This is a genomic window from Actinomycetospora sp. TBRC 11914 (assembly GCF_012933465.1).
Taxonomy (GTDB): Bacteria; Actinomycetota; Actinomycetes; order Mycobacteriales; family Pseudonocardiaceae; genus Actinomycetospora.
In genome coordinates this window covers 131513-158310 of the sequence record NZ_JABBND010000005.1, presented here as the reverse complement: position 1 = coordinate 158310, position 26798 = coordinate 131513, and the positions used below count along the sequence as shown (strand labels likewise).

Genomic DNA, 26798 nt, shown 5'->3' with positions numbered 1-26798 from the left:
CGCGGTCGGCGCGGCCGGGGGATCACGGGTCGGCGCATCTCGTCGAGCGCCTGGTCGTCGAGGGTGCCGTGACGGGCCATCGACACCCAGGGGGCCGCGATCCACGCGATCCCGGCCGCTCCGGCCACCACGAGCGCCCCCACCAGCACCTTCACCACGCCCCCCGACGGACTTGCCTCGACGACCGCCCCATCGTGGAGGAACCGGTCGAGGGGGCACAGGGCCCGGGAGCGCCGAGCCCCCAACGATTCGGTGACGACCCGTCGTGATCCGGGGTCCTCCTGGCCCGGACGAGTGACGGATCACTGCGAGCGGGTCAACCGTCTCGTGCGGACGATGATCCCGGGGAGTTCCGGGTCGGCGGCGAGGTCGACGGGCCCCGCCGGGACACCACCGCGGGAGGAGCGTCCCCGCCGCGGAGCCCTTCGGGCGGTACCGCCGAGATCGGCTCGTCGAGACAGGGACGTCCGGCCCCCATTTCCCGTCGAAGGTCCCGAATGGTGTGCGGACGCAACTGTCAGGATACCGATCTAATGTCACTCATCGATATCTTCCTGGTACCTCATCGATGCCCACCGGTGAGCAACCCGCAAACACTTCATACGTCCAATGAGTGCCCGGGAAAGTCTCTCCGGTTCTGTGCGACTTTCCTCGGGCGCTGGCCGAGCGAATCTCCGGGACCTTGGTCCCCATTTCACGGGAAAGTAGTGACAGTGCACTCCCATCGTGCTTCACTTCCCACCTCGTCTGAAGGGGACTTTGGTCGGGGGCACGGGCAACCAGGGGGTGCGGTGTACAGTTTGCGAATCGGCGTCGCGGGATACGGATACTGGGGGTCCAAACACGTCCGCGTGCTGAGCGGCCTGCCCGGGGTCGAGGTGACGGTCGTCGACGCGGACGAGAGCAGGCTCGCGGAGGCCCAGCGCGTCCACGGCCCGATCGTCGCCGTGAGCAGCCTGGACGAGTGCCTGGACGAGCTGGACGGCGTCGTCGTCGCCGTTCCGCCCGCCGCCCATGCCCCGCTGGCGCTCGCGGCGCTGGACGCCGGGAAGGGGGTGCTCGTCGAGAAGCCGCTCGCGACGACCGTCGCCGACGCCGAGACGATGGTCGAGCGTGCCCGCGCCCGCAATTGCTGCCTGATGGTCGGTCACACCTTCGAATACAACCCCGCGGTCTGGAAACTGAAGGAGATCATCGATTCGGGGGAACTCGGTAAGATTCTGTACATCGATACCGCGCGGCTCGACCTCGGTCGCTACCAGAACGACTGCAACGTCATCTGGGATCTCGCTCCGCACGACATCTCGATCGTCTCCTACCTGCTCGACGAAATGCCCGACGAGACCTCGGTGTGGGCGCGGCGGCACATCGGGCGCCGGCACGCCGACGTGGCCTACCTGCGCATGACCTTCCCCCGCCGGGAGGTGAGCGCCTATGTGCACGTGAGCTGGCTCGATCCGTGCAAGGTCCGGCGCGTCACCGTCGTCGGGGAACGCAAGATGGCGGTCTACAACGACCTTTCCGACAACGAGCGGGTGCGGGTCTACGACATCGGGGTGGACGCCCTCGAGTCCGACGACGTGCACGCCATGCCGGTCTCGTACCGCACCGGGGACATCGTCTCGCCCTACATCCAGCACGCCGAGCCACTGCTGGTGCAGGACACCCACTTCGTCGAGAGCCTGACCACGGGCCGTGCCCCGGCTACGCCCGGTGAGCGGGGACTGGAGGTCGTGCGGGTGCTGGCGTCGACCGACGAGGCCGCCGCCCCGGCGACGGCGGGCCGGTTCCGTTCGCTGGGCACCGCCTCATGACCACCCTCGCGACCGGGCGCCCGCAGGGCGTGCCGTTCCTCGACCTGCGGGACGAGCACGCCCGGATCCGCGGCGAGCTCGACGCGGCCTGGGCCGGGGTGCTCGCCCACGGGCACTACATCGGCGGACCCGAGGTCGCCGGGTTCGAGCGGGAGTTCGCCGAGTACGTCGGTGCCGCGGCCTGCGCGGGGGTCGCGAACGGCACCGACGCACTGGAGCTCGTGCTGCGCGCTCTCGGCGTCGGGCGGGGAGACGAGGTCCTCGTCCCGACGAACACCTTCGTCGCCACTGCCGAGGCGGTCCTGGCGGCGGGGGCGACCCCGAGGTTCGTCGACGTCCGGCCGGGCGACCTGCTCGTCGACCCGGCCGCGGTCGAGGCGGCGATCGGGCCGCGGACCGCCGCCGTCGTGGCCGTGCACCTGTTCGGGCAGGTCGCCGACGTGCCCGCCCTCGAGGTGCTGACCCGGCGTCACGGCCTCGCCCTGGTCGAGGACGCCGCGCAGGCCCACGGCGCCCGCCTGGGCGGGCATCGCGCGGGCAGCGCCGGGCATGCCGCGGCGTTCTCCTTCTACCCCGGCAAGAACCTCGGCGCCCTCGGCGACGGCGGGGCCGTGACCAGCACCGACACCGGCCTCGTCGAGCGGGTGCGCCGGCTGGCGGACCACGGCCGCGACCCGCGGGACCGCCACGTCCACCAGGTCTCCGGGCGCAACAGCCGGCTCGACACGCTCCAGGCCGCGGTGCTGCGGGTGCGCCTGCGCCGGCTGGACGACGACAACGCCGCCCGGCGGCGGGTCGTCGAGCGGTACCGCGAGCTGCTCCCCGACGGGTGCCGGCTGGTGGGTCTCGAGCCGCGCGGGGAGCCGGTCCACCACCTCGTGGTCGTCGAGGTCGACCGGCGCGAGGACGTGAGCGCCGTGCTGACGGCGGCCGGGATCGGGTGGGGGATCCACTACCCGGTGCCGTGCCACCGGCAGCCGGCCTTCGCCGACGGCACCCCGCCACCGTCGTTGCCCGTCGCCGAGGCCGCCGCCCGACGCATCCTCTCGCTGCCGTGCTCGCCCCACACGACCGACGAGCAGGTCGAGCGCGTCGCGGACGTCCTCGCGAGCGCGGTCGGGAGGTTCCGCGACCACTCCCTCCCGGCCCCGTGACGCGACGCCGGCCCTGCCCCCGCGGCGCGACGACCGCGCCGGAACCCCCGCGGTTTCCGAGGAGGAACCGATGACCGACCACCGGGACGACGCCGAGCCCACCCCGGCCCCCCACGACACCGCCTCGGACCCGGACCGCGAACGGACCCGGACCGTCGCCCTGATCCCCACCCCGCGCGGGACGTTCCCCCGGCCCACCCCGGCGCCCAGGAGCGAGGAGCCCGACACGGTGTCCGACATCCCGACCGCGAAGGACATCCCGACCGCGAAGGACATCCCGACCGCGACCGACACCCCGGCCGAGACCGGGACCGACACCGCCACCCCGACCGGGACCGACACGGAGCCGGCCGGGTTGACCGGCCCCGTCCGGCGGGGCTCCCCCGGAGGCCCCACCGACCCCCGTGGCAACGGGAACGGGGGAGCGGGCACCACGGCGCCGGCGGGCGAGCCCGGCGACGACGAGGGTGGGCCGCCGGGTCCCCCCGCGCTCGGCGCCGACCGGATCCGCCGGCTCGCGGTCGTGGGAGTGGTCATCATCGTGCTCGGCGCGCTCGTCGGCTTCGGGGCCTCGCTGCTATGGCCCACCGAGTACGCGGGCCGGGCCTCGGTGCTCTACATCATCAGCCAGGACCAGCCGACCGGCTTCCTCCGCGAGGACCGGAACCTGACCACGCAGGCGATGCTCGCGCAGAGCAACGCCGTCCTGGCCCCGGTGGCCGCACAGTACGGGCTCACCGCGCCCGGGCTCGCGCAGAAGCTCACCGTGGTCGTGCCCGACGGGAGCGAGATCCTGGAGTTCGAGGTCCGCGACCCGTCCCAGGACCTCGCCGTCCGGCTGGCCGACGCCGTCACCAAGCAGTACCTGCAGATCAGCGCGTCGTCCCAGCCGCAGTCGGACCAGATGCGCTACCTGCAGGGGCAGCTCACGGCGGCGCAGGCCCAGATGCAGCAGCTGCGGGTCGACGGCAGCGCCCCGGCCCTCGCGCAGCTCCCGGCGGTGGCCGACCGCGCCGGCAGCCTCGCCTCCCAGGTCGACACGCTGATGCTGGCCCAGGTCGCGCAGCCGCAGGCCCAGATCGTCGTCCCGCCGTACGCGGGCGGCGCGGTGAGCCCGCGGCCCGGGTTCGGTGCCGCCACCGGCGCCGTCTGCGGGCTCCTGGTCGCCCTGGTCACCGTCGCGCTGCTCGCCCGGCGGTGGGTGCGCCGCGGCCCACAGCCGTGACCCACGCCGCGGCCGGCCCGGAGGCCGGGGCCGCCCCGCCCGGCCCGGCGCGGGGGTCGATCACCGTGGCCGGCTGGACCGTGGTGAGCCGGGGCACCGGCCTGCTGCGGATCCTGGCGGTCGGGGCGGTGTTCGGCCCGACCTTCTTCACCAACGTCTTCCAGTCCACCAACCAGGTCCCGAACCTCATCTACGAGGTGATGGCCGGGCCGGTGCTGGCGCTGGTCGTCGTCCCCGCCGTGGTCCGGGCCCGGGCGCCCGGGAGCGGGGGCGACCACCAGCGGCTCCTCGAGGGGCTGACCGGTCTGCTGCTCGCCGCCGCGGGGCTCCTGGCGGTCGTGGTGGTCGTGGCGTCGCCGCTCGCGGCGTGGGCGCTGACCGCGGGCATCGGGGACTCCGCCGAACGGACTCGCGCCTTCTGGCTCGCCGTGCTCCTGCTCTGCTGCGTGGCCCCCCAGGTGCCGCTGTACGCGCTGGCCTACCTCGGCGCCGCCGCCCAGCAGGCCCGGCACCGGTTCGCCCTCGCGGCGGCCGCCCCCGCGGTGGAGAACGTCGGCCTGATCGCCGTCGTCCTCCTCCTCGGCCGGGCCACCGCCCCGGGCGTGGACGTGGGCACCGTCCCGCTGTCGCTCGTCCTGCTGCTCGGGATCGGCAGCACGGCGGCGGTCGCCGTGCACGCCGGGCTGCAGGTCGTCGGCGCCGCCCGCGCCGGGACCCGGCTGCGCCCGCGCCGGCGCCGTGACCCAGAGCTGCAGGTCGTCGCGCGCCGGCTGCGGGGCTCGGTGCGGGTGGCCGCGCTGCCCGCGCTCGGCGTCTTCGTCCTCCTCGCGGTGGCGGCCACGTCGCCCGGCGGGGTCACCGTGTTCTGGCTCGCCTACAGCATCGGGGCCGTCCCCACCGCGCTCGGCGCCCGCGCGGTCACCACGGCGGTCCTGCCCGAGCTCTCCCGGGCCGTGGACCGCGACGAGCACGACGCCTTCGCCGTCGGCTGGCGCCGCGCCCTCGGGTACACCACGTTCGTCAGCGCCCCCGCGGCCGTCGTGCTGGTCGTCCTCGCGGGCCCCATCGCCGGGGTGCTGGCCACCGGTGAGCTCCGGACCCCGCTGGTCGTCGAGCAGCTCGCCCTGTGCACCGCGGTGATCGGGGTGTCGCAGATCTTCGGGGGTGCCTACGAGATCGGGCGGCAGGCCCTCTTCGCCCGCCTCGACGTGCGGGGCGCCCGCCGCGCGACCGACTGGGGGACGCTGCTCGGGATCGCCGTCGGTCTCGCCGCCCTCCTCGCCGCGCCGGCGGACCGCCCGGCGCTGCTCTGCCTCGCCGTCGTGGCCCGCGACGCCACCGCGACCGCGGTGGTGTTCGCGCGGCTGCGGGGGGCGCTGCGGCCGCGGGCCCTCCTGCCCCGTCGGACGCTGACCGCGGTGCTGGTCGCGACCGCGGTCGCCGTGCCGGTCGCCCTCCTGGCCCGCGAGGGGTTCGTCGCGGTCGACCCGGGCGGGCTCGGCGCGTACGCCGTGCTGGCCGCGGCGGGCCTCGTCGTCGTCGCCGCCTTCGCCGGCGTGCTGCGCGGCGGGCTCGCCCTGGTCGGTCGCGGGAGGCCGGGATGGTGACGCTGGACAGGCGCGCCCGCGCGGGGGTGCCCGTCGCGACCCTCCTGGTCGGGGGCCTCGGGGCCGCCGGTCTGGCGCTGCTCGCGACGCGGCTGGACACCGCCGTCGCCACCCCGACCGTCGAGGCCGTACTGATCGCACTGCTCGTCGGCGGCATCGTCGTCGTGACCGCGCTGCGGCCCGTCGCCGCGGTCTACCTCTACGTGGTGACGCTGCCGTTCCTCGCGGGGATCGACCGGTCGACGCTCCTCCCGCTGGTGCGTCCCAACGAGGCCGTGCTCGTGCTCGGGCTGACGGGCGCCGGCCTCGGGTGGCTCCTGCGCTGGATCCGCACCGGTGCCGTCCCCCGCCCCGTCCTGCACCCCGTCGACGGCCCGCTGGCGGCGTTCGTCGTGCTCGCCACGGTGTGGCCGGTCGCCTCGATGATGCTGCGCGGGCTCACCCCCACCACCACGGACCTGGCCGCGACGCTGCCGATGGTCAAGCTCGCCGCGCTCTACGTGCTGGTGCGGGTGACCGTGCGCCAGGCCCGGCAGGTGGAGCGGCTCGTCCGCCTCGTGATCTGGCCCGCGGTCGTGGTGGCGGTGATCGCGGTGCTCCAGACCCTGCAGGTCGGGCCGGTCCTGGGGCTGCTCCAGCTCTTCTGGGCGAGCCAGGACTCGCCCGCGGATCTGCAGGAACGCGGCACCACGACGCTGGGCTCCCCCCTGGCGACCGGGGACGTGCTGGTGATCGCCGGGGTGATCCTGCTGTGCTGCGCCGCCCGCGGCATGCTCGGCCGGCGGGAACGGATCGTCGCGGGATCGGTGCTGCTGGCCGGGATCCTCGCGACCGGCCAGATCACGGCCTGGCTCTCGGCGATCGTGGCGGCCGGCTTCCTCCTGGTCGCGTTCCCCGCCCTGCGCCGCCGGCTGGGCCGCTGGCTCGTGCTCGCCGTCGTGCTGCTCGTCGCCGGCATCCCGGCACTGGGCGCCCGATTACAGGACACCAGCTCGTCCGGCATCCCGATCAGCTGGCTGACGCGGTGGGACAACCTGTCCAGCTTCTACCTGCCTGTGCTCGGTGACTTCCGCTTCGTGCTCGGCATCCGCCCGAACTCGGTGCTGGCCGCGCCGGAGACCTGGCGCGACGTGATCTACCTCGAGTCGGGCTACCTGGACCTGCTCTGGATCGGCGGTATCCCGCTGCTGCTCGGCTTCTGCTGGCTCTCCTGGGGGGTGCTGCGGACCGCGCGGGAGGCGGCCGCGGGTCCGGGCGCCCGGGGCGCCGTCGCGCAGGCGCTCGGGATCTGCTGGTGGACGCTGATCGTCGTCTCGGTCATCGACGCGCACCTGACCCTGCGCGGCACCGGCGACCTGCTCTTCGTGATGCTGGCGCTCGCCGTCGGGGTCGCGCCCCTCCGCGCGGCGACCCGCGTGCCCCGGAGGTTCGACGACGAGGCCGCTCCGGCCCTCCCGGCCGGCGTGGCGGCGGCGACGGGAGGCGTCGGCGCCGTGCTGCGCCGCGCGACGGACGTGGCCGCGGCCTCGGTCGCGCTCCTCGTCCTCGCGATCCCGCTGCTACTCATCGCCGCCGCCGTGCGGGTGAGCAGCCCGGGCCCGGCGCTGTGGCGGCAGCGGCGGGTCGGGCTGGACCGCCGCTCCTTCGTGCTCCTCAAGTTCCGCACCATGCGCGTCGGGAGCTCCGACGCCGCGCTCCGGGCGCTCATCGCCGCCGAGCTCCGCGGCGAGGACACCGTGGTCGACGGCAGCACCAAGCTGCCCGACGATCCCCGGGTCACCCGGGTCGGTCGGGTGCTGCGCCGCACCAGCCTCGACGAGCTGCCGCAGCTGCTCAACGTCCTGCGCGGCGACATGACGCTCGTCGGCCCGCGCCCGTGCCTGGAGTGGGAGGCGCCGCTGTTCCCCGAGCCCTACGGGCAGCGGTTCACGGTCAAGCCCGGCCTCACCGGCCTCTGGCAGGTGACGGGCCGCAGCACGCTCGGCACCCTCGACATGCTGCGCCTCGACCTCGAGTACGTGAACCACCGTGGCTGGCGTGTCGACCTCGAGATCCTCCTGCGCACGGTGCCGGTGCTGATCCGCGGCGAGGGGGCCCGGTGAGCGCCGCAGCGCTGGGGAGCCGGCAGGACCTGGTCGAGGTCGACCCGCGCGACGACCCGCGGTGGGCCGCGTGGATCGCCGGTGGGCGCGGCAGCCTCTTCAGCTCCCCGCCGTGGCTGCGTGCGGTGTGCCGGACCTACGGCTTCACCGCGCACGCCCGGCTGCTCCTCGCGTCCGGAGCCGTCGACGGCGCCGTCGAGGGGGGCGTCGCGTGGGTGCCCGTCGACGACGTCCGCGGGCCCCGCCGGGTGTCGTTGCCGTTCTCCGACCGCGCCGACCCGCTCCCGCGGGACCCGGCGGTGCTGGCCCGCCTGCTCGCCGACCGGCCCGACGACGCGCCCTGGACGCTGCGCCTCCTCGAGCCCGACGGCCCGTTCCTCCCGCCCGGCGGCGAGGTCACCGGCCGGGCGGCCTGGCACGCCACGACGATCGACGCGGACGACGACACGCTCTCCGCACGGCTGCACCCGACGGCCCGGCGGAACATCCGGGTCGCGGCGCGGCGGGGCGTCCACGTCCGCCGCGGGACCTCCGCGGCCGACCTGCACACCCTGCACGCGCTGCACGTCCAGCGGCGCCGCGAGCGCTACGGGATGCTCGCCCCGCCGGTCGACCTCTTCGACGAGCTGGCCGCGGAGTTCGACCCGGACGACACCATGACCGTGCTGCTCGCCGAGGTCGACGGGCAGGCGGTCGCGGGAGCGCTGTTCCTCGAGTGGGACGGCGTCCTCTACTACAAGTTCGGCGCCTCCCGCGCCGGGGCGTTGCCGCTGCGCCCCAACGACGCGCTCTTCTGGGCCGGGCTCCGCCACGCCGTCGACCGCGGCCTGGGCGCGCTCGACTGGGGCGTGAGCGACCTCGACCAGCCCGGCCTCGTCGGGTTCAAGCGCAAGTGGGCCGACGACGAGCGCCACGTCACCGCGCTCCGGCTCGGCCCGCCGTCGTCGTCGGTCCCGGTCGACCGGCTGCTCGGCGCGGTGACCGCGCTGCTCACCGACCCCCTCGTCCCCGACGAGCTCACCGCCCGCGCCGGGCGTGAGCTCTACCGCTACTTCTGCTGAGCCGGCCCGCCATGACCAGGACGCGCCCCCCGCAGCCGCTCGGTCGCGGTCGAGAGCAGTCGGCGACCCGTCTCGCTGTGCCGCGCGGCGTCGTAGGCCCAGCGGGCCGGGGCGGCGACCCGTTCGACGGCGGGCGGGTAGGCGTACGCCGTGCCCCCGAAGGACAGCTTCGCGCGGTCGGCGCCCGGCCAGGACTCCTCGTTCTCGCTCCGGCCGGCCAGCAGGTCCGCGAGCATCTCCGCGTCGATCCCGCCGAAGTCGAACCACCGGTAGCCCTGCTCCCGGGCCCAGCGGATCGCCGTCCAGCGCATCGCGCCGGGCACGCTGAGCTTGCCGGCCGGCCCGGAGCGGTCGAACCCACCCAGCCGACCCTTGATCACCCCGCCGCACCCGGTGAGCAGGTCCGCGGCCACCGGGCGGCCGTCGACCTCGCCGACGAACACCACCGCGTGCCCACCCGGGGCGAGCTCGCCGTAGAACGCCTCGACGTAGTGGCGGGGGAGCGGCTCGTAGCCCTGGTGGCGGGCGGTGTGCGCCATGAGCTCGCTCAGCAGGCCGAGGTCGCGCTCGTCGCCGCGGCGCACCGCGACGCCCCGCTCGGCCCACTTGCCGGTCCAGTAGCGCAGCCGGCGTCCCAGCCCGGCTCGCAGCGCCTCCTCCCCGACCGCGAGGTCGAGCCGCAGGGTGCCCGCGGGGGCCACCCCGGCCTCGGAGCGACGGAACCCGCGGGCGGCCAGCGCGGCGCTGACGTCCTCGCCGCCGTCGGGGGGCTGGACGAACAGCGGCCGCACCGGGTTGGACCACCCGGCGAGGGCGTCGGCCAGCACCTCGACGACGGCGGCGCGGTCGGCCACGGACGCGGAGATCACCGGCCCCGACGGCAGGTAGGCGAGACCGGCGGGCCCCACCCGGGCACGGAGCAGCAGCTGCGCCCCGGCCACCACGGCGCCGCCCTCGCGCACCAGCAGGTGGTGGGCCGAGTACCCCACGGTGGCGCGGACCCGCGCCCAGGCCGTGAGCTGGTTGACGTCCGTGCCCGCGGTCGCGGCGACCAGCGCATCCCACTCCCGCGCCGACGCGGGATCGAGCCCGTGCACCACCTGCATGTCGCTGTCGCCCCCCGTGGCCGGCCCCGGCTGACGGCGCGGCACGCGCCCAGCCTGACATCACCACCCCCCGACGGACCCGGGCCGAACGGCCCTTGTGTCGCCGACACCCACGAGCAGGAGGCCCGAGGATGAGAGTGCAGTGCATCGGCGGCGGCCCGGCCGGGCTCTACACCGCGATCGCGCTCAAGCGCCAGGACCCCCGGCACGACGTGACCGTGTGGGAACGCAACGCCCGCGGCGTCACGCACGGGTGGGGCGTGGTCTTCTGGGACGACCTGCTCGACGAGATGCACCGGGTCGACCCGGCCTCGGCGAGCGCCGTCCGCGACGCCGCCGTCGTCTGGGACGGCCAGGCCGTGCAGGTCGGCCGGCGTTCCCCGGTGTTCCTCGGCGGGGCGGGCTACGCGATCGGCCGGCAGCGCCTCCTGACGCTGCTCGGTGACCGGGCCGAGGCCCTCGGCGTCGACCTGCGCTACGCCACCGCCGCGCCGGAGGACCTCGCCGGGCCCGGCCTGCGGGCCGGGGAGCCGGCGTCACTCGTCGTCGCCGCCGACGGCGCGGGCAGCGGGCTGCGTCGTCGTCGGACCGAGGAACTGGGCACCCGGCTCGCGGCCGGCCGGAACCGCTACCTCTGGTCGGGCACTCCGGCACTCTTCTCGACGTTCACCTTCGGCTTCGTCGACACCGGCTCCGGCTGGATCTGGTGCCACGCGTACCGGTTCGACGAGACCACGAGCACGTTCATCGTGGAGGCCCCGCCGGACACCTGGGCCGCGCTGGGGTTCGCCGACCTCGCGACCCCGGCCTGCCTCGACCTCCTCGCCGAGATCTTCGACCCGGTGCTGCACGGCGCCCCGCTCCTCGCGGGGCGGAGCGAGGACGCGCGGGCGCCGTGGCAGACGTTCCGGCGCGTGACCAACGAGCGCTGGTGCGACGGCCGGCTCGCACTCGCGGGCGACGCCGCGCACACCACCCACTTCGCCATCGGCTCGGGGACGCGCCTGGCGCTGGGGGACGCGGTCGCGCTCGCCGAGCACGTACGTGAGGTCGAGCTGGACGAGCACCTGGCCGCCGCGCTCGCGAGCTACGACGCCCGGCGCCGACCCGAGATCCGGCCGCTGCAGGACGAGGCGCTGCGCAGCAGCGCCTGGTTCGAGGACCCGGTCGGGCTGCTCGAGCAGGGCGACGACCTCGGGCTGGGCTGGTCGCTCTGGCAGCGGCGGCGTCGGGCCCCGGCGTGGCGGTGGTACCTGCACCGCGCGAGCCAGCACGCGCCGATGCGCCGGGTCCGGACGTCGGCCGGCACGTTGCGGCGCCACGTGCGGGCCCGACGCCGACGGTGGTCGGTCCCGCTGTCCGCGGGCCCGGCGCGTCCGCGCGCGACCGTGGGGGAGGAGCGGTGATGGGCCGTCGATCACTGCTGGCGGTGCTCGTCGTCGTCGGGGCGCTCGTGGTCGCGTGCTCCTCGCCCCCGGCGGCCGTCGACCCGAACCTCACCCCCGCGCCGCGCCCCGCCGCCGGGGCCCCCGACGACGCGGTCTCGCACGGCCCGCCGCCGCTCGACGGGTACTTCGCGCTGCGCCCGGCGGGGGCGTTCGCGTCGCTGCCCGACGACCTCGCCGCCGCCCAGATGGTGCGGCGCTCCTCGTGGGAGCCCCGGCCCGCCAACACCCAGGCCAACCACACCGTCCCGCCGCCGGACTTCCGGCCCGCGGGCTACCCGGGGATGGTCAACGAGGCGGCGGTCTTCGGCCGGGTGACCGGCAACTTCACCGGCACCACCGACGAGATCATCCAGTGGACCGCGGCGAAGTGGGGGCTGCCCGACGAGCTGATCCGCGCCGAGGCGGTCGCCGAGTCGGGCTGGTACCAGAACCACAAGGACCCCGACGGCAAGCCGATCGACCAGCAGGGCTACGGCGACTTCGGGGACTGCGGCGGCTCGCCCGGCGCCGCTCCCTACGGCCCCGACGGCCCGGCCAGCTTCGGCATCATGCAAGCCAAGTGGTGCACGCTGAACGACCCGACCCAGCCCGGCTACGGCGGCTGGCCCTGGACCGAGAACTCCACCGCGTACGCCCTCGACACCTACGGGGCGATCATCCGGGCCTGCTACGAGGGCTGGGAGACGTGGCTCGGCCCCACCTACCAGCCCGGCGACCTGTGGGGCTGCGTCGGCCGGTGGAACGCCGGGGCCTGGCACAACCCGACGGCGCAGAACTACATCGCCCGGGTCCAGCACGCCCTGGCCGACCGGCCGTGGCTGCAATGGCACTGAACGGGACCCGGCCCACCCGGGTGTGCGTCGTCCGGCAGCACTACGTGCCCCGCGACACCCGGGTGGCCCGAGCCGTCGGCGCCCTCACCGAGGCGGGCTTCGCCGTGGACGTCGTCTGCCTGCGCGCCCCCGGTGAGCCCGCCCGGGAGGAGCTCGGCCTGCTGCGCATGCACCGTTTGCCGCTGCGGCACCGGCAGGGCGGCGGGGCGCTGGGTTACGCCGTCGAGTACGCCGCGTTCCTCGTCGCGGCGACGGCCGTGGTCGCGGCCCGCCACCTGGTCGCCCGGTACCGGCTCGTGCAGATCCACTCGCTGCCCGACGTCCTGGTCCTCGCCGGCCTCGTCCCGCGCCTGCTGGGCGCCCGGGTCCTGCTGGACCTCCAGGAGTGCATGCCGGAGTTCTTCGCGACCAAGTTCGGGGTGGGGCCGACGCACCCGGTGGTGCGGCTGCTCGAACGCCTCGAGCAGCGCGCGATCACGCTCGCCGACCACGCCGTGACCCCGACCGACCAGATGCGGGCCGTGTTCGTCGCCCGGGGGGCCGACCCGCAGCGCATCACGACGATCATGGACGGAGCCGATCCCTCGGTATTCGTGCGTCCCGCCGGGGCGCGGCCGCTGCCCGGCGACCGGCACTTCACGCTCGTCAGCCACGGCACGGTGGCGGAGCACTACGGACTCGACACCGTCCTGCGGGCCGTGGCGCTGCTGCGCGAGGAGATCCCCGAGCTGCGTCTCGAGGTCTACGGCGACGGCCCGGACCTTCCACGGCTGCGGGCGCTGGCGGACACCCTCGAGCTCGGGGACGCCGTCCGGTTCAGCGGCCGGTTCGTACCCGAGGCCGAGCTCGTCGACGCCCTCGGCCGGGCCGACCTCGGCGTCCTCGCCGTGCGCCGCGACCCGTTCCGCGACGTCGCCCTCCCCGGCAAGATCTTCGACTTCATCGCGATGGGGCTGCCCGTGGTGGCGTCGCGCACCCGGTCGATGGCCGAGACGTTCGGCGACGGCGTCGAGCTGTTCACCTCCGACGATCCCGCCGATCTCGCCCGCGCCGTGCGCGCGCTCCACCACGACCCCGCGCGCCGCGCCGAGCTCGTCGCCGCGGCGCACGCCCGGAGCCGCCCGCTGCGCTGGGAGCGCCAGCGGCTGCGCTACCTCGCCGTCGTCGCCGACCTCCTCGCGGGGCGAGAGGTGGCCGAGGTGGAGAGCGGCGTCAGCGTGGACTGACCCGCAGGTGGAACGCGCGGTCCGCGGGCGCGCCGGAGAGGTCCACGATGCTGACCCGCAGCGCCGTCGGGTCCTCCGGCGCCGGGGCCAGGGTGATCACGCCCGGCGCCGGCACCCGGTCCCCGTCGCCGACCACGGTCGCCTGCCACGTCCACGAGGACACCTCGACGGGGAAGAGGGCCGTGTACAGCCCGCGCTCCTCGCGCCGGGCGGCCACGCGGTACTCGGAGCGCCGGGTCACCTGCCCGGTCGGGTCGACACCGACCGTGAACTCGACGACGGCGGGCACGACGCTGCTTGGGTCGACCCGGAGGGTCTGGCCGACGTGCAGGGCGTACGGGCCGGACAGCGTCGGGTTGAGCTCGAGCAGGACCTCCCGGGTGGTCCCGAAGCGGCGGGCGATGCTGTCGATGAGATCCCCCGAGCGCACCGTGTAGGTCTGCACGTCCGTCCCCCCTCCTGGCCGCGTACCCAGGCGCCAGGGTCGGACGGCCGGAGGACCCGGGGCCAGGGGCGGAGGTCCCGCCGGACCGGACCGGCCTACCCGCCGCGCTGCACGTCGGGCAGCTGCGGGTCGCCGTCGGGCGCGGCGAGGGGGCCCGACACCCACCCGAGGTAGCTGGCCACCACCGCGGCCGAGGTCCCCTCCACACAGGCGTCGACGCCGGCCTGCAGCGCCGCCTCGCGCAGCGGGCCGGGGGCCGGGCCCGAGAACGCGGCGAGCAACCGGGCCCGGGGAGCGGCGCGGCGTACCCGCGCGACCTGGGTGGTCCGCGGGGCGTCGAGCACGACGGCGTCCGCGGCGGCGGACACGGCGCGGTCGGCGTCGATCTCGTGGACCTCCCATACCGCGGGCGACAGCTCCCTCGCCAGGGCCGCGGCGAGGCCGGGGATGCCCACCACCTGGACCAGCAGCCGGTCGGTGTCCACCTCCGCGGCGCGTGCGCTGCCGTCCGCGGTGTCGCCGGGCTGCTCGGTGGGGTCCGCGGCGACCTCGGCGGACGCGGCGCGGTGCCAGCGCTCCACGACCCAACCGGTCTTCACGGGGTCCACGGTCCCCCACCTTTCCGGCCGAAGCTGAGCAGATCCATGCGTGAAGCTGTGGATCCGCTGAGCCGGTCGGGTCAGGCGCCGACCGGATGGCACAGGGTCAGCGGGACGGGCTCAGACCTCCGCGTGCCGCCGACGGGCGTCGTCGAGCTTGCTCTGCGCGTATTCTCTGGACAATAGACGCATCTCTGTCCGTCCGACGAATTCGTGCGCCTCGGAGAGGTCGGAGACGATGCGGGCCGGCACGCCGCCGTACACCTTGCGGGGTTCGGTCAGCGGCTTCGCGGTGGTGGCGCCGGCCGCGACGACGCTGTGTGGCGGCACCGTGGTGCCGGCGAGCAGGGTGCAGTTCGTCAGCGTGACCGCGCCGCGCTGCAGGATCACGGGCGCGCCCCGCTGCTCCCAGTCGTGCAGATCGGCGTAGTGGGTGAGCACGGTGCTGCGCACTCCGCCGATCACCGAGAACTCCTCCAGTCGGACACCCCCGGAGCAGTCGACGTAGTGCCGCGAGGTCATCGCGGCCCGGGCCTCGAGGACCAGCGTGCCCGCCAGGCTCGCGTCCTCGTGGGCCACGTACAGGGCCTGCCCGGAGAACCAGTTGAACTGGCCGACGTCCGCCCGCTCGCCGAGGTCGACCACGAGCAGTTCGCGGAACGCGTTCCCCGCTCCGACGTAGGCGTCCTCGCCGACCCGGAACGTCCCGATCCGCCAGAGGACCACCGGGTGGATCCGCGCGGAGGGCGCGATCCGCCAGCGGCGCGAGGTCAGGCCCAGCAACCGGTTCTTCAGCCGTGAGGGCGGGAGCAGGCCGAGCAGCAGCTGCACGACGGTCATGGCGGTTCCTCCTCCGAGGAGATGCGGGCGGGTCATCCCGCCCAGGTGTCGTAGAGGTGCACGTCCGCGCCGCCGGCGGCGTCGCGGAAGAACTCCCAGCAGGCGGTGGCGGCCGGCAGCGCCGCGACGTCGGGGCCGCGGGGCCCGACGAGGCTGCCGTCGGGCAGCCGGACCACGAGGGCGTCCCCGACGACGACGGCGTCCACCCGGACCGGGCGTCCGTCCTGCGGGATCGGGGTCGCGAAGGTGCCCGAGCCGATCTCGGTCACCGCGGCGTCGACGAGCGTCCCGGCCACCCACCGGTCGGGGGCGATCGCCAGGTGACACGGTCCGGAGAAGGGCCGCCCGGGGCTGAACAGGACCAGCGCGAGCGAGCCGTCGGTCGTCCCGGGCCCGAACCCGAAGGTCGCCCCGATCCGTCGCAGCCCGCCGCCCGGGGTCTGCAGGACGTACGCCGCGCCGTGCCGGTCGGGCAGGTGGCCGACGAGCGCGCCGCCGGCCACCGACGGGGGCGGCTCGATGTCCGGGCCGGTCAGCGTGAACGGCACGCCCTCGTCGCCGCGGGCCGGGAGCGGTCCGTCGGGCCGGGCCGTCCACCGGGTGCGCACCCGCAGCGGGACGTCGGGCGGCGGCGGCACCGGCGAACCGGTCGCGGCGTGCGCGCTGCAGGCGGCGGCCAGACCGGTCACGGCCGCCGCGCCCCCGACCGCGAGCGCCCGCCGGCGGCTCATCGTCGGTCTCAGATCCACGGGTGGGGTCGGGCGAGGTCCTTGCGGATGACGAACCCGAAGATGTTGCCCTGGCCGCGGGCGAGCGTGTTCAGGCCGCGGTTGAGCGCCGTGCCCGCCCAGGCGCGCACACCGCGGGGCGCCGCGCCGCGCTCGCCCAGCACCGCCCGCATCCCCGGGGTCAGCGCCCGCTCCGGACCCACGAGCCAGTGGGCGTGGAACTCCACGGGCACCTCGCGGCCCGGGTCGAACGTCCGCACCGTCTTGAGGACCTCGCGGCGCGTCCAGCGGTACACGTGGTTGGGCACCCCGGTGCCGTCCACCCCGCCGGTGGTGCCGCCGCCGTCGGCCACCGCGTCGAACTCGTAGGTCCCGGCCAGCCCGGCCCGCTGGGCCACCCGCATCAGCACCGAGTCCTGGTTCTCCACGGCGACCACGGTCCCGCGCGCGATCCGGTACATCTCGTGCAGCGCCTGGTGCGGGCGGCTGCAGTGGTGCAGCCCCGCGTGCCCGACGACGTGGTCGAACCCGCCGTCGGGCAGGTCCATGCGGTGCGCGTCGCCCTGGACGGCGTCGTCGAGCCGGGCCGACGGCGAGTCGGGGGCGAGGTTGACGAACGTCGCGCGCTCGAGCCCGAGCCGGGCGGCGACGTCGCGGTCGAATGCGCCGGCGAACTGCACCAGCACGGTGTCGTCCCGCCGCATCGCCCCGGTGGCGAGCAGGTCGCGCAGCAGCCCCTCGTACATCCCGGCACCGGCCTCGGGCGCGCCGGTCGGCGCCGTCGTGGTCACCACCGGGCTCAGACCGCCACGAGCTGGTACTCGGTCTCCAGCTCCTCGGCGATCCAGGCGTACGTCCGCGCCATCCCGGTCCGCAGCGCCGTCGAGGGCTCCCAGCCGTAGGTCTCGCGGAGGAGGGTGTTGTCGCTGGAACGACCGCGCACGCCCTGCGGGGCGTCGAGCCGGTGGCGGCGGCGGAGCCGGGTCCCGGCGATGTCCTCGACGACGTCGGCCAGCTGGTTGATCGTCACGAGCTCGGCGCTGCCGAGGTTGACCGGCTCGACCGCCGGGCCGGCCATGATCGTCTGGATGCCACGGATGCAGTCGTCGACGTACATGAAGCTGCGGGTCTGCTCGCCGTCGCCCCAGATCTCGATCTCGCCGGTGCCGTCGAGGACCGCCTCGATCACCTTGCGGCACATCGCGGCGGGGGCCTTCTCCCGGCCGCCGCGGTAGGTGCCGTGCGGCCCGTAGACGTTGTGGAAGCGCGCGACGCGGGTCTCCATCCCGAAGTCCTCGGCGAAGTGGCGGCACATCCGCTCGGAGAACAGCTTCTCCCAGCCGTAGCCGTCCTCGGGCATCGCCGGGTAGGCGTCGGACTCGACCAGCGGCACGACGTCGGGGGAGGTCTGCTTGCCCGCGGCGTACACGCACGCCGAGGAGGCGTAGAAGAAGCGGCCCACGGACGCGTCGCGCGAGGCCTGCAGCAGGTGGGTGTTGATGAGCACGGAGAGCATGCAGAGCGCGCGGTTGTTCTCGATGAAACCCATCCCGCCCATGTCCGCGGCGAGGTTGTAGACCTCCCCGACGCCGTCGACGGCCGCTTCGCACGCCTCGCGGCGGGAGAGGTCGAGCGTGCGGGTCTCGGCACCGTCGACCAGCTGGTACCACTGGTCGACGGGCTTGACGTCCACCGCGCGGACCTCCCGGCCCTGGCGGCGCAGCGTGCGGACGAGGTGCCCGCCGATGAAGCCGCCGGCGCCGGCGACGAGGGCCGGTCTGGCGGTGTCGGCGTTGTCCGGCACGGCGAGCGGGCCGGCGGGGAGCGCGGGCATGGCGGTCTCCTGACGAGGGGTGCTGGGGGAGCGGTGCCGCGACCTCACGGCCCGACCCTCGTGAGCCAGATGCTGGACGGGAAGTGGTCGGCGGACCCGTCGGTGTAGAGCCCGTCGTGCATGCGCCGCGGCCGGTAGTCGGGGAGGACGCCGGCCAGGGCCTCGGGGCGGTCGTGGTGCAGCACCGACTCGCAGGCCAGCACCCGCAACCGCGGGTTGTCGGTCAGGAGGGCCGCGAGCAGCGTCGTCTCCTGCCAGTCGAAGACGTTGTCGAGGACGTCGGGGGTGTGCAGGTAGGGCAGGTAGACGTCGTGGATGTGCACGACGACGCCCTCGGCGAGGCGCGGCAGGATCTCCAGGTACAGCCGGGCGAGCTCGGAGCCGGTACGCAGGGCGTGCGTCGAGTCGATGAACAGGACGTCGCCGGCGCCGAGGGCGTCGAAGTGCGCACGGTCGGCGTCCTGGGCCCGGTCGGCGACGACGTGGACGCCCGCCAGGGCCCGCAGCGCGTCCCGCGGGAACGGCTCGATGCAGGTGATGGCGGTCGGGCGGCGGCCCTCGGCGACGTTGCGGTCCGCGGCCCCGCGGGCGATGACCGTGGACACGCCGCTGCCGACCTCGAGGATCCGGGCGGGTGCCAGCGAGCGGACCACGCCGTGGAGCACCTGGGACTCGACCGGCCCGTAGCCCGGTCCGCGGTCCGACCCGAGGTCGCGCCACGCGTCGAGCCCCGCGACCTCCGGCACGTACGGCCCGCAGACCTCCCCGAGCCAGGCCAACTGGGCGTCGAGGTCCCAGCCGTGGCCGGACACGTCGATGCGCCGGGCCCAGCCGCGGTCCCGACGCAGCGCACGGCGGTCGGGGACCTCGGAGTAGTAGTGCACCGGTTGCACGCGGACGCCGAGCCGCTCGGTGAGCCGGTTGACCCGCGGAATGAGCGCCTTCGACGCGTCCCGGGCCCGGTCGCGCAGGCCGGCGCGGCGGGCCGGGGGAGCCGGGGTGGGCACCGTGGTGGTCACCGTGGTGGTCACCGGGCGCTCCCGACGAGCGTGCGGCGCCGGTCGACGAGGGACAGCGCCCAGTCGACGTAGGCGCCCAGCGCCTCGTCCTCGTCCAGCGTGGCCTCGGCGTAGGCGAGCCCGGCCCGGCTCATCGCCTCGTACTGCGCCCGGTCCTCGCAGACCGCCGTCGCGGCCTTGAGCAGCAGCGCCGGCTCGGCGGCGGGTACCAGGACCCCGGCCCCGGCCGCGGTGATCTCGGCGGCGCCGCCGCTGCGCGGGTCGGTGGCGGCGAGCACGGGCCGCCCGGCCGCGAAGTACGAGGTCAGCTTCCCGGGCACGCACATCTCGGCGAGTCCGGGCTTCTCGTTGAGCAGGCACAGGTCCGCGGCGGCCATCGCGTCGGTGAACGCGGTCGCCGGGAGCGGGTCGAGGAACTCGATCCGGGCGACGCCGCGGGCCAGGTCCTCGAGCGCCGGCCGGCGGGCCCCGTCGCCGAGCAGGACGAACCGCACGGGCGCACCGGCCTCGTCGGCCAGCCGCGCCGCCTCCACGACGTTCTCCAGCCCCTGCTTGTGGCCCATGTTCCCGGCGTGCAGGACGACGATCTCGTCGCGGCGCCACCCCCGCGCCGAGCGGGTCTCCGCCCGGAGCGCCCCGGAGGGTGGCGTGATGTGCGACCAGTTGCGGATGACCTCGATGCGCTCGCCGTCCACCCCGAGGTCGGTGAGGGTGTCCTTGAGCCGCTGGTGGATGACGGCGAGGCCGTCGGCCCGCCGGAAGAGTCCACGCTCGAGGCGGGCGACCGCGCGGCCGCCGTGCCCGTACATCGCGCCGGTCTCGGGGAACGCCCGCGAGTAGAGATCCTGGACCATCGCCCCGACCGGCGCGTCCTTCGCGCCGCGGCGGGAGAGCGCGGTCGCGACGGCGAGGATCGCGGGGCTCATCACGAGGATCAGGTCGGGGTCGCGCATCCCGCCGAACCGGGCCTGAGCGGCGAACACCGCCTCCATGACCACCCGGGCCGGCCCGCGGGTGTTGCGGGGCAGCGGGTGGCGCAGCCGCACGACCTCGACCGCGCCGTGCTCCTCGCGCCGGCGCCACCCGGACTCGTAGCCCGGGGAGAACGACCAGGCGGGGTAGTGGGGGAAGCCCGTGAGCACCTGGACCCGGTGACCCTCCGCGGCGAGCCGGCGGGTGACGCCGGTGGTGTACCGCGCGACCCCCGTGACCTCGGGGGCGTAGTTGATCCCCAGGACGAGGATGTCCAGCTTCCCTGCCATGCGTCCCCCACGATCGTCGTCCGTCGATCCGCATGCGCACAGCCAGGTGGGCCGTCGTTGTTCCCCCGTGCGGCACCGGCGCTGATCGCTACAACGGCTTCACAGGCGCGGGGGACGCGGAAGGCACCGGATCGGGTTATCTGGACAACCGACGATGAACAGAACGTGAGAGACGACGCGTACGAGTGGGTGCTTCAGCGCTCAGGAGCCGCCCACGACGAGGAGCGTGACGCGATGTGTAGTCGGCGGGGTGCCCGGTCGGGGGACTAGGTCACCACACGGGTGGCCCAGCGGCCCGGCCGGGTCAGGCGCCGACCGGACGCGGCGGCGTCATCGGCGCACCGCATCCGCTGCAGGACGGCGAGCCGGGACGGACCTCGGCCTGGCAGGTACCGCAGCGCTGGGACGGGAGCTTGATGGGCGCGGTCACGCCCTCGGGGACCTGGGCCACCTGCGGGTGATCGTAGGGCTGCTGCGCCCGGTACTGCTGCGGGCCGGACTGCGGGCCCCACTGCTGCGGGCCCCACTGCTGGCCCCACCGCTGCTGAGTCCCCTGCTGCTGACCCCACGGCTGCTGACCCCACTGGGGCCGGCCGAACCCGGCCGGCGGGGACATCGGCGCCGGTCCGCCCTGGGTGGGCACCGCCGGCGCGCCGTCGAAGAAGCGCCGCGAGCTCTCGGCACCCCAGAGCAGGGCCATGAGGACCGCGGGGATGACGAGCCCCAGCAGGCCGCCGAGGACCGGCGCGCCGTCGCGGTCGGCGAGCGAGCCGACGAGCGCGATGAGCCCGAAGGCCAGGTCGATGCCGCAGAAGACGGTCGCGACGATCCGGGCGGGGCGGCTCCCACGTCCGAGCGCCGAGGCGATCCAGAACCACAGCCCGACGAAGGCCAGGGAGATCACCGCGATCACGATGAGGCCGCCGGAGAAGAACCCGATCAGCCCCCCGAACGCCGTCCCCAACCCGGAGGACTCCGTGCCGGCGGCGCTCGCGGCGACGGACGCCCCGGAGACGAGCCCGACGACGCCGAGCACCAGCAGCAGGGCGCTCCCCAGCGCGGCGATCGCGCTGACCACCCAGATGATCACCTGGGCCGCGGTCACGGTCCCGGGTCGGACGATCACACCCTGCGTCATGGCTTCCCCCGCGGTTCACGGCCGCCACACGCGGCTGGTGTCTGACGATCGCGCGGTCGCCGCCGGTCGTTACGCCGACCAGGTCAGGGATCCCCCGGTGGGGACCGTCTCAGGGCGTGGACAGGTTCGTTGGGCACACTGATGAAGATGCGGTGGACGGATGTCAGGGCGGCGCTGCGGTCGGCCCGGTGGGTGCTCGTCGTCGTGGTGCTGGTGGGCGCCCTCGGCGGGCTGCTGCTCGACCTCCACCTGGACCGTTCCGCCGTGAGCTCCACCGCGCAGCTCACGGTCTCCGACGCCAGCGGTGCGCCGGCGAACTCGGACTCCGCCCAGACGATGACCTCCTACATCACCAACCAGATGCCGACCTACGCCGCGCTCGCCACCAGCGACAACGTCCTCGCGCCCGCGGCGAACGGGTCGGGGACCACGGTCGCTCTGCTGCGCCAGGAGGTCACCGCCACGGCGGTCTCGGACTCGACGGTGCTGGACCTCGACGTCCGCGCCGCCACCCCGGAGGCGGCGAGCTCCGAGGCGAACGCCGTGGTGCAGTCGCTCAGCGGGGCGATCACCCGGCTCGAGACGCCCGCCGGTCAGCAGTCCCGGGTCGTCGTCACCACCAGCACGCCGCCGACCACGCCCGCCGCGCGCTTCGTGCCGCCGATGGGGGCGCTGACGGTCGCTGGTGCGGTGGTCGGGGCGCTCCTCGTGCTGCTCGGCGCCGTGGCGTGGGCGACGACGCTGCCCCAGCGCGGGTGGCGACGCTTCTCGGCGTGGTTGTTCCGCCGGCCGTCGGACGCCGAGCTGGCCCGCATCCCCGCGCCGGACATCCGCGAGCGCCGCGACGACCCGGAACAGGCCCTGGCCAAGGTGGCCGGCCACTGGCTGAAGAAGCTCCGCGGCCGCGACTGACGGCCGCCGCGCTCGCCACCGGGCTCAGCGCCCGCCCCGACGGTGGGCGATCATCCCCCGGTGACGATCGGCGAAGCGGCCATCATCGCGGTCGCCGGGGTGTGGGCCGGGATGATCAACACCGTCGTCGGCTCGGGCACCCTGGTGACCTTCCCGGTGCTGCTCGCGCTCGGCTTCCCACCGCTGACGGCCAACGTCTCGAACGGGCTCGGTCTGGTGCCGGGCTCGGTGACCGGCGCGATCGGGTACCGCCGTGAGCTCTCCGGCCTGCGGGGACGGGTGCTGCGGCTGGCCGTCCCGACCGTCCTCGGCGGCCTCGTCGGCGCCCTGCTGCTGCTCGTGCTGCCCTCGGCCGCGTTCGACGCGGTCGTGCCGGTGCTGGTGGCGCTCGCCGTCGTGCTCGTCGTGATCGGGCCGTGGGTGTCACGCCGGGTGGCCGCGCGGCGCCCGTCGGGGGAGGGCCGGACCCAGGTGCGTCCCCCGTTGCTCGCCGCGGTGTTCGGCACCGGCGTGTACGGCGGCTACTTCGGCGCGGCGCAGGGCGTCCTGCTCATGGGCTTCCTCGGGATCCTGCTCGACGACGACCTGCAGCGGCACAACGCCGTGAAGAACGTCCTCGCGTCGCTGGCGAACCTCGTCTCGGGGATCGTGTTCGCGATCGTCGCGCCGGTGTCGTGGCCCGTCGTCGGTCTCATCGCGGGCGGGTCGATCATCGGCGGCGTCCTCGGCGCGCTGATCGGCCGTCGGCTGCCGCCGGTGGTGCTGCGTGGGGTCATCGTCGTGGTCGGCCTCGCCGCCTTCGTCCAGCTCCTGCTGCGTTGACCGGCCGACGCCGGCCCGGAGCGGTGTCGGACGACCGAGTCGTCGCGACCCGGTCGCTCGGCACCACATCAGCCCGCGGTCAGGACGTGTCGCGGTCCGGCGGACGCCGGTGCCGGTTGGGACCTCCCCGCGGCCGCATGGCGATCCCGCCCTCGAGGCACAGCCGCCGGACGTAGCCGTAGCTGCGTCCGAGCCGGGCGCTGATCTCCCGGAGGCTCGAGCCCTCCGCGTAGCGGTCGACGACGAAGCGCCGGTCGGCGTCGCGGTCCGTGGCGGGCCGTTCCGCGTGGATCGTGGACATCTCGTCTCCCCTCGGGCTGGACGTCCTCGACGTCCTGGAGGTGCGATGACCCACCCGGGCGCCCTGCGCGGCCCAGGGCCGGAGGTCCCCCGGTCCCCAGGAGGAGGGCCCGGCCGCGGCGTCGTCGGCTCACGGCCGACCGGTGCCGGACGTCCAGCCGGTCGCCGCGCTCGGGAGCTCTCCACCGGCCGCGGGCGTGACGACGACGCGGAGATCGTCGGCGGACGCGACGAGCATCGGGGTGGTGCCGTAGCCGAGGTGCCGGTGGCCGGGAACGGCGGCGATCGGGGCCTGCTCGGTGCGACCGTCGCGGCTCTCGACCGCGACGCCGCCGACGGGCGCCGTCGGGTCGACGGTGTAGCGGCCCCACACCGCGCGGCACGACGCCGAGGCCCGGAGCTCGACGAGGCCGACGGGCACCTCGAGACCACGCCGTTCGGCCGTGACGACGCGGCTCCCGACGGTGCGGGCGTCCTGCTGGCAGCCCGTGGTGGTCGGGTCGAGTCCCTCGCAGGAACCGCCGCCACACGGCGTCGAGGTGACGGTGGGAGCCGGGGGGAGCGGTGGCAGCGGGGCAGGAGTGGTGAAGGCGACGACTGCCGCGGCGCCGGCGATCGCCACCGCCGCGCCGAGGAGCAGGGCTCCGCGACGGGGCCACGGCGGCGTCGAGCGCACGGGTGGCTCGGGCTCGGTGGTCGGCGGTGGCGCGATCGACGCGGTCCGGATCCCGCTCGGGTCCGATCGGCGGGCGGCGGGGAAGGCGGTGGTGCGGGAACGGGTGGGGTCCAGCAGCGTGGTCATGACGACGACGCTAGGAAGATCGGACCGCCCGCCCCATCCCCGAGCTCGGGGGTGGCGCCGCCGTCAGACGTCCCACCACAGTGCCTCCTGGTGACGGAGCCAGTCCTCGTCCTCGAGCAGCGCGAGGTGTGCTCGGGTGACGACGCCGGACACGACGAGGAGATCGACCATCATCGCCGGGGTCAGGCGGCTCCCGCGCGGCGCGAGGCCGGCGCGGAGGAGCTTGGCCCGGAGCGCCTTGAGGTGCTCGTGGACGCGCCCGGTGAGTCGGTTCCGGGTCGTCTCGTCGGTGTCGAAGGCCTGCAGCAGGTGCCAGCTGTTCGTCGCCTCGAGCACCTGGCGGGTGAGCTGGGGAACCGCCGGCGGCGCCGAGAGGTCCGTGGCGTCGAGGAGCCGGCCGCGGCACAGCAGCATCGTGGTGAGGAACTCCTTCGTCCGTGTGCGGAGCTGGAGCGGCTCCTCCGTGGCCGTCCCGGTCGCCACCCCGGACGGCGTGGAGGTGCTGGAGGACGGGGCCTGCGGCACCACGACGGTCACGTGGAACGGCGACCGGTCCCACGACGGTCCGGTGATCACCGCCGTGCCATGGGTCAGGACGTAGCTGCCCCTCGGGCCCTGCGGCGCGGCCGGGGGCAGCCGGGACAGGGCGCCTTCCGCGTCGACGACGAGGCCGTGCGTCCGACTCAGGTTGCTGATCATCACTCCGGTGTCGAGTGCCTGCACGCGCGCCGCGCGGCGCGACAGCCGGGCCTCGTCGGGGAACGCGAGAGTGCACTGCGCGTCGCGCCCGATGATCGCCTGGCCGTCCTCGTGCAGCACCACGGTCCGGTCGCCACCCCGGATCCGGGCCGTCTCGCGGGCGGTGGAGACGGTCACCAGGCCGCACCGCCGGGCTCGACGCGCGCCGCGCCGACCGGTCGTCCGTCGACGACGGTGCTCATGGTGGCGGGGTCCAGCGCCGGCGCCGGGGACGCCGTGGCGCCGTCCTGGAGGATCCCGACCTGCTTGCCGTTCGCGAGCACGATCCAGCCGATCTTCGCGCTGCCCGACGAGGCCTCGTACAGGCCCGCGGGCGGTGCCGAGCGCTCGGCCGAGAAGGGGAGTGTCCGCCCGTCCACCGTCATGGTGCCCAGGGCGCTGTCGGCGGACAGGTCCGCGTCGACGAGGCTCCCGTCGCCGCTGGTCAGGTGCACCGTCGTCCCCGACACCGTGCCCTGGAACCAGGCCTCGACCTTCTTCCCGTCACAGAGGTACGCGGCGACGTGGCCGCCCTTCGTGGCGAGTGCGACGGTCACCTCGTTGCCGCTGGTCCTCCCCGTGAAGGCACCGTCGGCGACGGTGGCGGCCACGGCGGGCGTCGCCGCCCATCCCTGGGTCTGGACCGGCCGCGCGGGGGCGGGCGCTGCTGCCGGCGGGGTCGTGGTCGTCGTGCCCGCCGAGGCGAACGGGACCACGGCGACGGCACCCAGTGCGCAGGCGGCGACCGCTCCGGCCGCCAGCGCGAGCCTGCGGCGAGGACGACGGCGGGCGGTGAGTGGCGGCGGGGGCCCGCCCGGGGCCGGGACCGCGGGGGAGGGCATCGGGTCGGTCACCGCCGGTGGCACCACGGGCTCGGTCGCCGCCGACGCCGGCACGGCGGTGGCGACGTCGGCCTGGGGCACCCCCTGCTGCAGCGCCGCCCGCGCGGCGGACGCGAGGGCGCCGCATGTGGCGTAGCGGTCCGCCGGGTCCTTGGCCATCGCGACGGCCACGACCTCGTCGAGCGCGGTGGGGACTCCGTCACGGCCCTCGGAGGCCCGCGGCGGCTCGAGGTACAGGTGGGCGTGCATCGCCTCGGGCATGCTGGCCGCGGGGAACGGCTTGTCACCGGTCAGGGCTTCGTGGAGCACGCAGCCGAGCGAGTAGACGTCGACCATCCGGTCCGTCCGGCGGCTCGTGTACCGCTCGGGCGCCATGTAGTCGACGGTGCCCGCGGTCGCGTTCGTGGTGCTCAGCCCGGTGTCGGCGCCCCCGATCTGGGCCACGCCGAAGTCCGTCAGGTAGGCGAACGCGGGGCGCTCGTTCTCGTCGAGGGTGATGAGCACATTGGACGGCTTGACGTCGCGGTGGACGAGCTCGTCGGCGTGCGCCGCGTCCAGCGCGGCCGCCACCTGGCCGACGACGTCGACGGCCTCGTCCGGGCCGAGCGGGCCGTGCTTGGCGAGCAGGCTGCCCAGGTCGGGACCCTCGACGTGGCGCATGTCGAGGTAGAGCCGCCCGTCGATCTCGCCGTAGTCGTGCACGGGGAGCACGTGGGGTTCGGTGAGACGCGCCGCCACCTCGGCCTCGGTGCGGAACCGGCGGCGGAACGCCTCGTCGCGCGCGAGCGAGACCGGGAGCCGCTTCAGGGCGACGGTCCGCTTGCGCACCGTGTCGTAGGCCCGGTGCACCTCTCCCATCCCGCCGCGTCCGAGCAGCTCGTGCAGTTCGTAGTCACCGAACGTCTCTGTCGACACCCCGAGCTCCCCCATCCAGCCCTCAT

25 protein-coding genes are annotated in these 26798 nt (G+C 75.2%); 11 read left to right on the top strand and 14 right to left on the bottom strand.

Translation table 11 applies throughout. The features are described 5' to 3' along the window. Positions 1–791 precede the first annotated feature (791 nt). The 6 genes from HH311_RS11450 (at position 792) to HH311_RS11425 (ending at position 8963) form a co-directional block, all read left to right on the top strand. Positions 792–1814 (top strand): Gfo/Idh/MocA family oxidoreductase, encoded by a 1023-nt coding sequence (locus HH311_RS11450; RefSeq protein ID WP_312030090.1) that lies wholly within the window; start codon positions 792–794, stop codon positions 1812–1814. Next, a complete protein-coding gene (locus tag HH311_RS11445; protein WP_169183787.1) occupies positions 1811–2968 on the top strand; it encodes a DegT/DnrJ/EryC1/StrS aminotransferase family protein in 1158 nt (385 codons plus the stop codon). Before HH311_RS11450 ends, HH311_RS11445 begins: the two co-directional genes overlap by 4 nt. Before the next feature lie 70 nt (positions 2969–3038). Further along, positions 3039–4193: a hypothetical protein gene (locus HH311_RS11440; protein WP_169183786.1), complete on the top strand. Its 1155-nt coding sequence runs from the start codon at positions 3039–3041 to the stop codon at positions 4191–4193. Continuing rightward, the gene (locus tag HH311_RS11435) at positions 4190–5800 is read left to right on the top strand and encodes a lipid II flippase MurJ (protein ID WP_169183785.1); all 1611 of its coding nucleotides are present in this window, start codon (positions 4190–4192) and stop codon (positions 5798–5800) included. Before HH311_RS11440 ends, HH311_RS11435 begins: the two co-directional genes overlap by 4 nt. Next, positions 5794–7902: a sugar transferase gene (locus tag HH311_RS31665; RefSeq protein WP_248292444.1), complete on the top strand. Its 2109-nt coding sequence runs from the start codon at positions 5794–5796 to the stop codon at positions 7900–7902. The genes HH311_RS11435 and HH311_RS31665 overlap by 7 nt, the downstream gene beginning before the upstream one ends. Next, entirely contained in the window at positions 7899–8963 is a 1065-nt protein-coding gene (locus HH311_RS11425) for a GNAT family N-acetyltransferase (protein WP_169183784.1), read from the top strand. The genes HH311_RS31665 and HH311_RS11425 overlap by 4 nt, the downstream gene beginning before the upstream one ends. On the opposite strand, the gene HH311_RS11420 is transcribed toward HH311_RS11425, so the two are convergent. Further along, a complete protein-coding gene (locus HH311_RS11420; protein WP_169183783.1) occupies positions 8951–10069 on the bottom strand; it encodes a GNAT family N-acetyltransferase in 1119 nt (372 codons plus the stop codon). The two genes, HH311_RS11425 and HH311_RS11420, sit on opposite strands and share 13 nt — an antisense overlap. Before the next feature lie 131 nt (positions 10070–10200). Between HH311_RS11420 and HH311_RS11415 the strand changes: the two genes are divergently transcribed. Genes HH311_RS11415 through HH311_RS11405 form a run of 3 tightly spaced genes read left to right on the top strand, consistent with a single transcriptional unit; the run spans position 10201 to position 13576 of the window. Then, a complete protein-coding gene (locus HH311_RS11415; RefSeq protein ID WP_169183782.1) occupies positions 10201–11475 on the top strand; it encodes an FAD-dependent monooxygenase in 1275 nt (424 codons plus the stop codon). Continuing rightward, entirely contained in the window at positions 11475–12350 is an 876-nt protein-coding gene (locus tag HH311_RS11410) for a hypothetical protein (RefSeq protein WP_169183781.1), read from the top strand. Before HH311_RS11415 ends, HH311_RS11410 begins: the two co-directional genes overlap by 1 nt. Beyond that, the gene (locus HH311_RS11405) at positions 12341–13576 is read left to right on the top strand and encodes a glycosyltransferase (RefSeq protein ID WP_169183780.1); all 1236 of its coding nucleotides are present in this window, start codon (positions 12341–12343) and stop codon (positions 13574–13576) included. The genes HH311_RS11410 and HH311_RS11405 overlap by 10 nt, the downstream gene beginning before the upstream one ends. Here the strand turns inward: HH311_RS11405 and HH311_RS33240 are convergent. The 9 genes from HH311_RS33240 to HH311_RS11360 form a co-directional block, all read right to left on the bottom strand. Then, positions 13563–14021, bottom strand: coding sequence for a LysM peptidoglycan-binding domain-containing protein (locus HH311_RS33240; protein WP_169183779.1), 459 nt, complete (start codon positions 14019–14021; stop codon positions 13563–13565). The two genes, HH311_RS11405 and HH311_RS33240, sit on opposite strands and share 14 nt — an antisense overlap. 95 nt (positions 14022–14116) lie before the next feature. Further along, complete coding sequence (locus tag HH311_RS33235; RefSeq protein WP_169183778.1) at positions 14117–14629, bottom strand: hypothetical protein; 513 nt, start codon at positions 14627–14629, stop codon at positions 14117–14119. 111 nt (positions 14630–14740) lie between these two features. Further along, positions 14741–15460 carry a hypothetical protein gene (locus HH311_RS11390; RefSeq protein ID WP_169183777.1) on the bottom strand — a complete coding sequence of 240 codons (720 nt, stop codon included), beginning with the start codon at positions 15458–15460 and terminating at the stop codon, positions 14741–14743. 32 nt (positions 15461–15492) lie between these two features. Beyond that, positions 15493–16191 (bottom strand): hypothetical protein, encoded by a 699-nt coding sequence (locus HH311_RS11385; protein WP_169183776.1) that lies wholly within the window; start codon positions 16189–16191, stop codon positions 15493–15495. 8 nt (positions 16192–16199) lie between these two features. Next, positions 16200–16979 carry a methyltransferase domain-containing protein gene (locus HH311_RS11380; protein WP_169183775.1) on the bottom strand — a complete coding sequence of 260 codons (780 nt, stop codon included), beginning with the start codon at positions 16977–16979 and terminating at the stop codon, positions 16200–16202. Between the two features lie 8 nt (positions 16980–16987). Beyond that, positions 16988–18022, bottom strand: a complete 1035-nt coding sequence (locus tag HH311_RS11375) for an NAD-dependent epimerase/dehydratase family protein (protein ID WP_169183774.1) — start codon at positions 18020–18022, stop codon at positions 16988–16990. A gap of 44 nt (positions 18023–18066) precedes the next feature. Next, positions 18067–19053 carry a class I SAM-dependent methyltransferase gene (locus tag HH311_RS11370; protein ID WP_169183773.1) on the bottom strand — a complete coding sequence of 329 codons (987 nt, stop codon included), beginning with the start codon at positions 19051–19053 and terminating at the stop codon, positions 18067–18069. Continuing rightward, entirely contained in the window at positions 19050–20303 is a 1254-nt protein-coding gene (locus tag HH311_RS11365) for a glycosyltransferase family 4 protein (RefSeq protein WP_169183772.1), read from the bottom strand. The genes HH311_RS11370 and HH311_RS11365 overlap by 4 nt, the downstream gene beginning before the upstream one ends. A gap of 304 nt (positions 20304–20607) precedes the next feature. Next, complete coding sequence (locus tag HH311_RS11360; RefSeq protein WP_169183771.1) at positions 20608–21408, bottom strand: hypothetical protein; 801 nt, start codon at positions 21406–21408, stop codon at positions 20608–20610. A 180-nt stretch (positions 21409–21588) separates the two neighbouring features. Between HH311_RS11360 and HH311_RS11355 the strand changes: the two genes are divergently transcribed. Both HH311_RS11355 and HH311_RS11350 read left to right on the top strand, forming a co-directional pair. Then, positions 21589–22353: a hypothetical protein gene (locus HH311_RS11355; protein ID WP_169183770.1), complete on the top strand. Its 765-nt coding sequence runs from the start codon at positions 21589–21591 to the stop codon at positions 22351–22353. 60 nt (positions 22354–22413) lie between these two features. Then, entirely contained in the window at positions 22414–23175 is a 762-nt protein-coding gene (locus HH311_RS11350) for a sulfite exporter TauE/SafE family protein (RefSeq protein WP_169183769.1), read from the top strand. Between the two features lie 79 nt (positions 23176–23254). Here HH311_RS11350 and HH311_RS11345 read toward each other — a convergent pair whose 3' ends face one another. From HH311_RS11345 to HH311_RS31655, 4 genes are all read right to left on the bottom strand, one after another. After that, entirely contained in the window at positions 23255–23476 is a 222-nt protein-coding gene (locus HH311_RS11345) for a helix-turn-helix domain-containing protein (RefSeq protein ID WP_211190126.1), read from the bottom strand. A gap of 129 nt (positions 23477–23605) precedes the next feature. Then, positions 23606–24277: a DUF2690 domain-containing protein gene (locus HH311_RS11340; RefSeq protein ID WP_169183768.1), complete on the bottom strand. Its 672-nt coding sequence runs from the start codon at positions 24275–24277 to the stop codon at positions 23606–23608. A 63-nt stretch (positions 24278–24340) separates the two neighbouring features. Next, the gene (locus tag HH311_RS11335) at positions 24341–25153 is read right to left on the bottom strand and encodes an FHA domain-containing protein (protein ID WP_169183767.1); all 813 of its coding nucleotides are present in this window, start codon (positions 25151–25153) and stop codon (positions 24341–24343) included. Continuing rightward, positions 25150–26772 (bottom strand): serine/threonine-protein kinase, encoded by a 1623-nt coding sequence (locus HH311_RS31655; RefSeq protein ID WP_312030082.1) that lies wholly within the window; start codon positions 26770–26772, stop codon positions 25150–25152. The genes HH311_RS11335 and HH311_RS31655 overlap by 4 nt, the downstream gene beginning before the upstream one ends. Between the last annotated feature and the right edge of the window lie 26 nt (positions 26773–26798).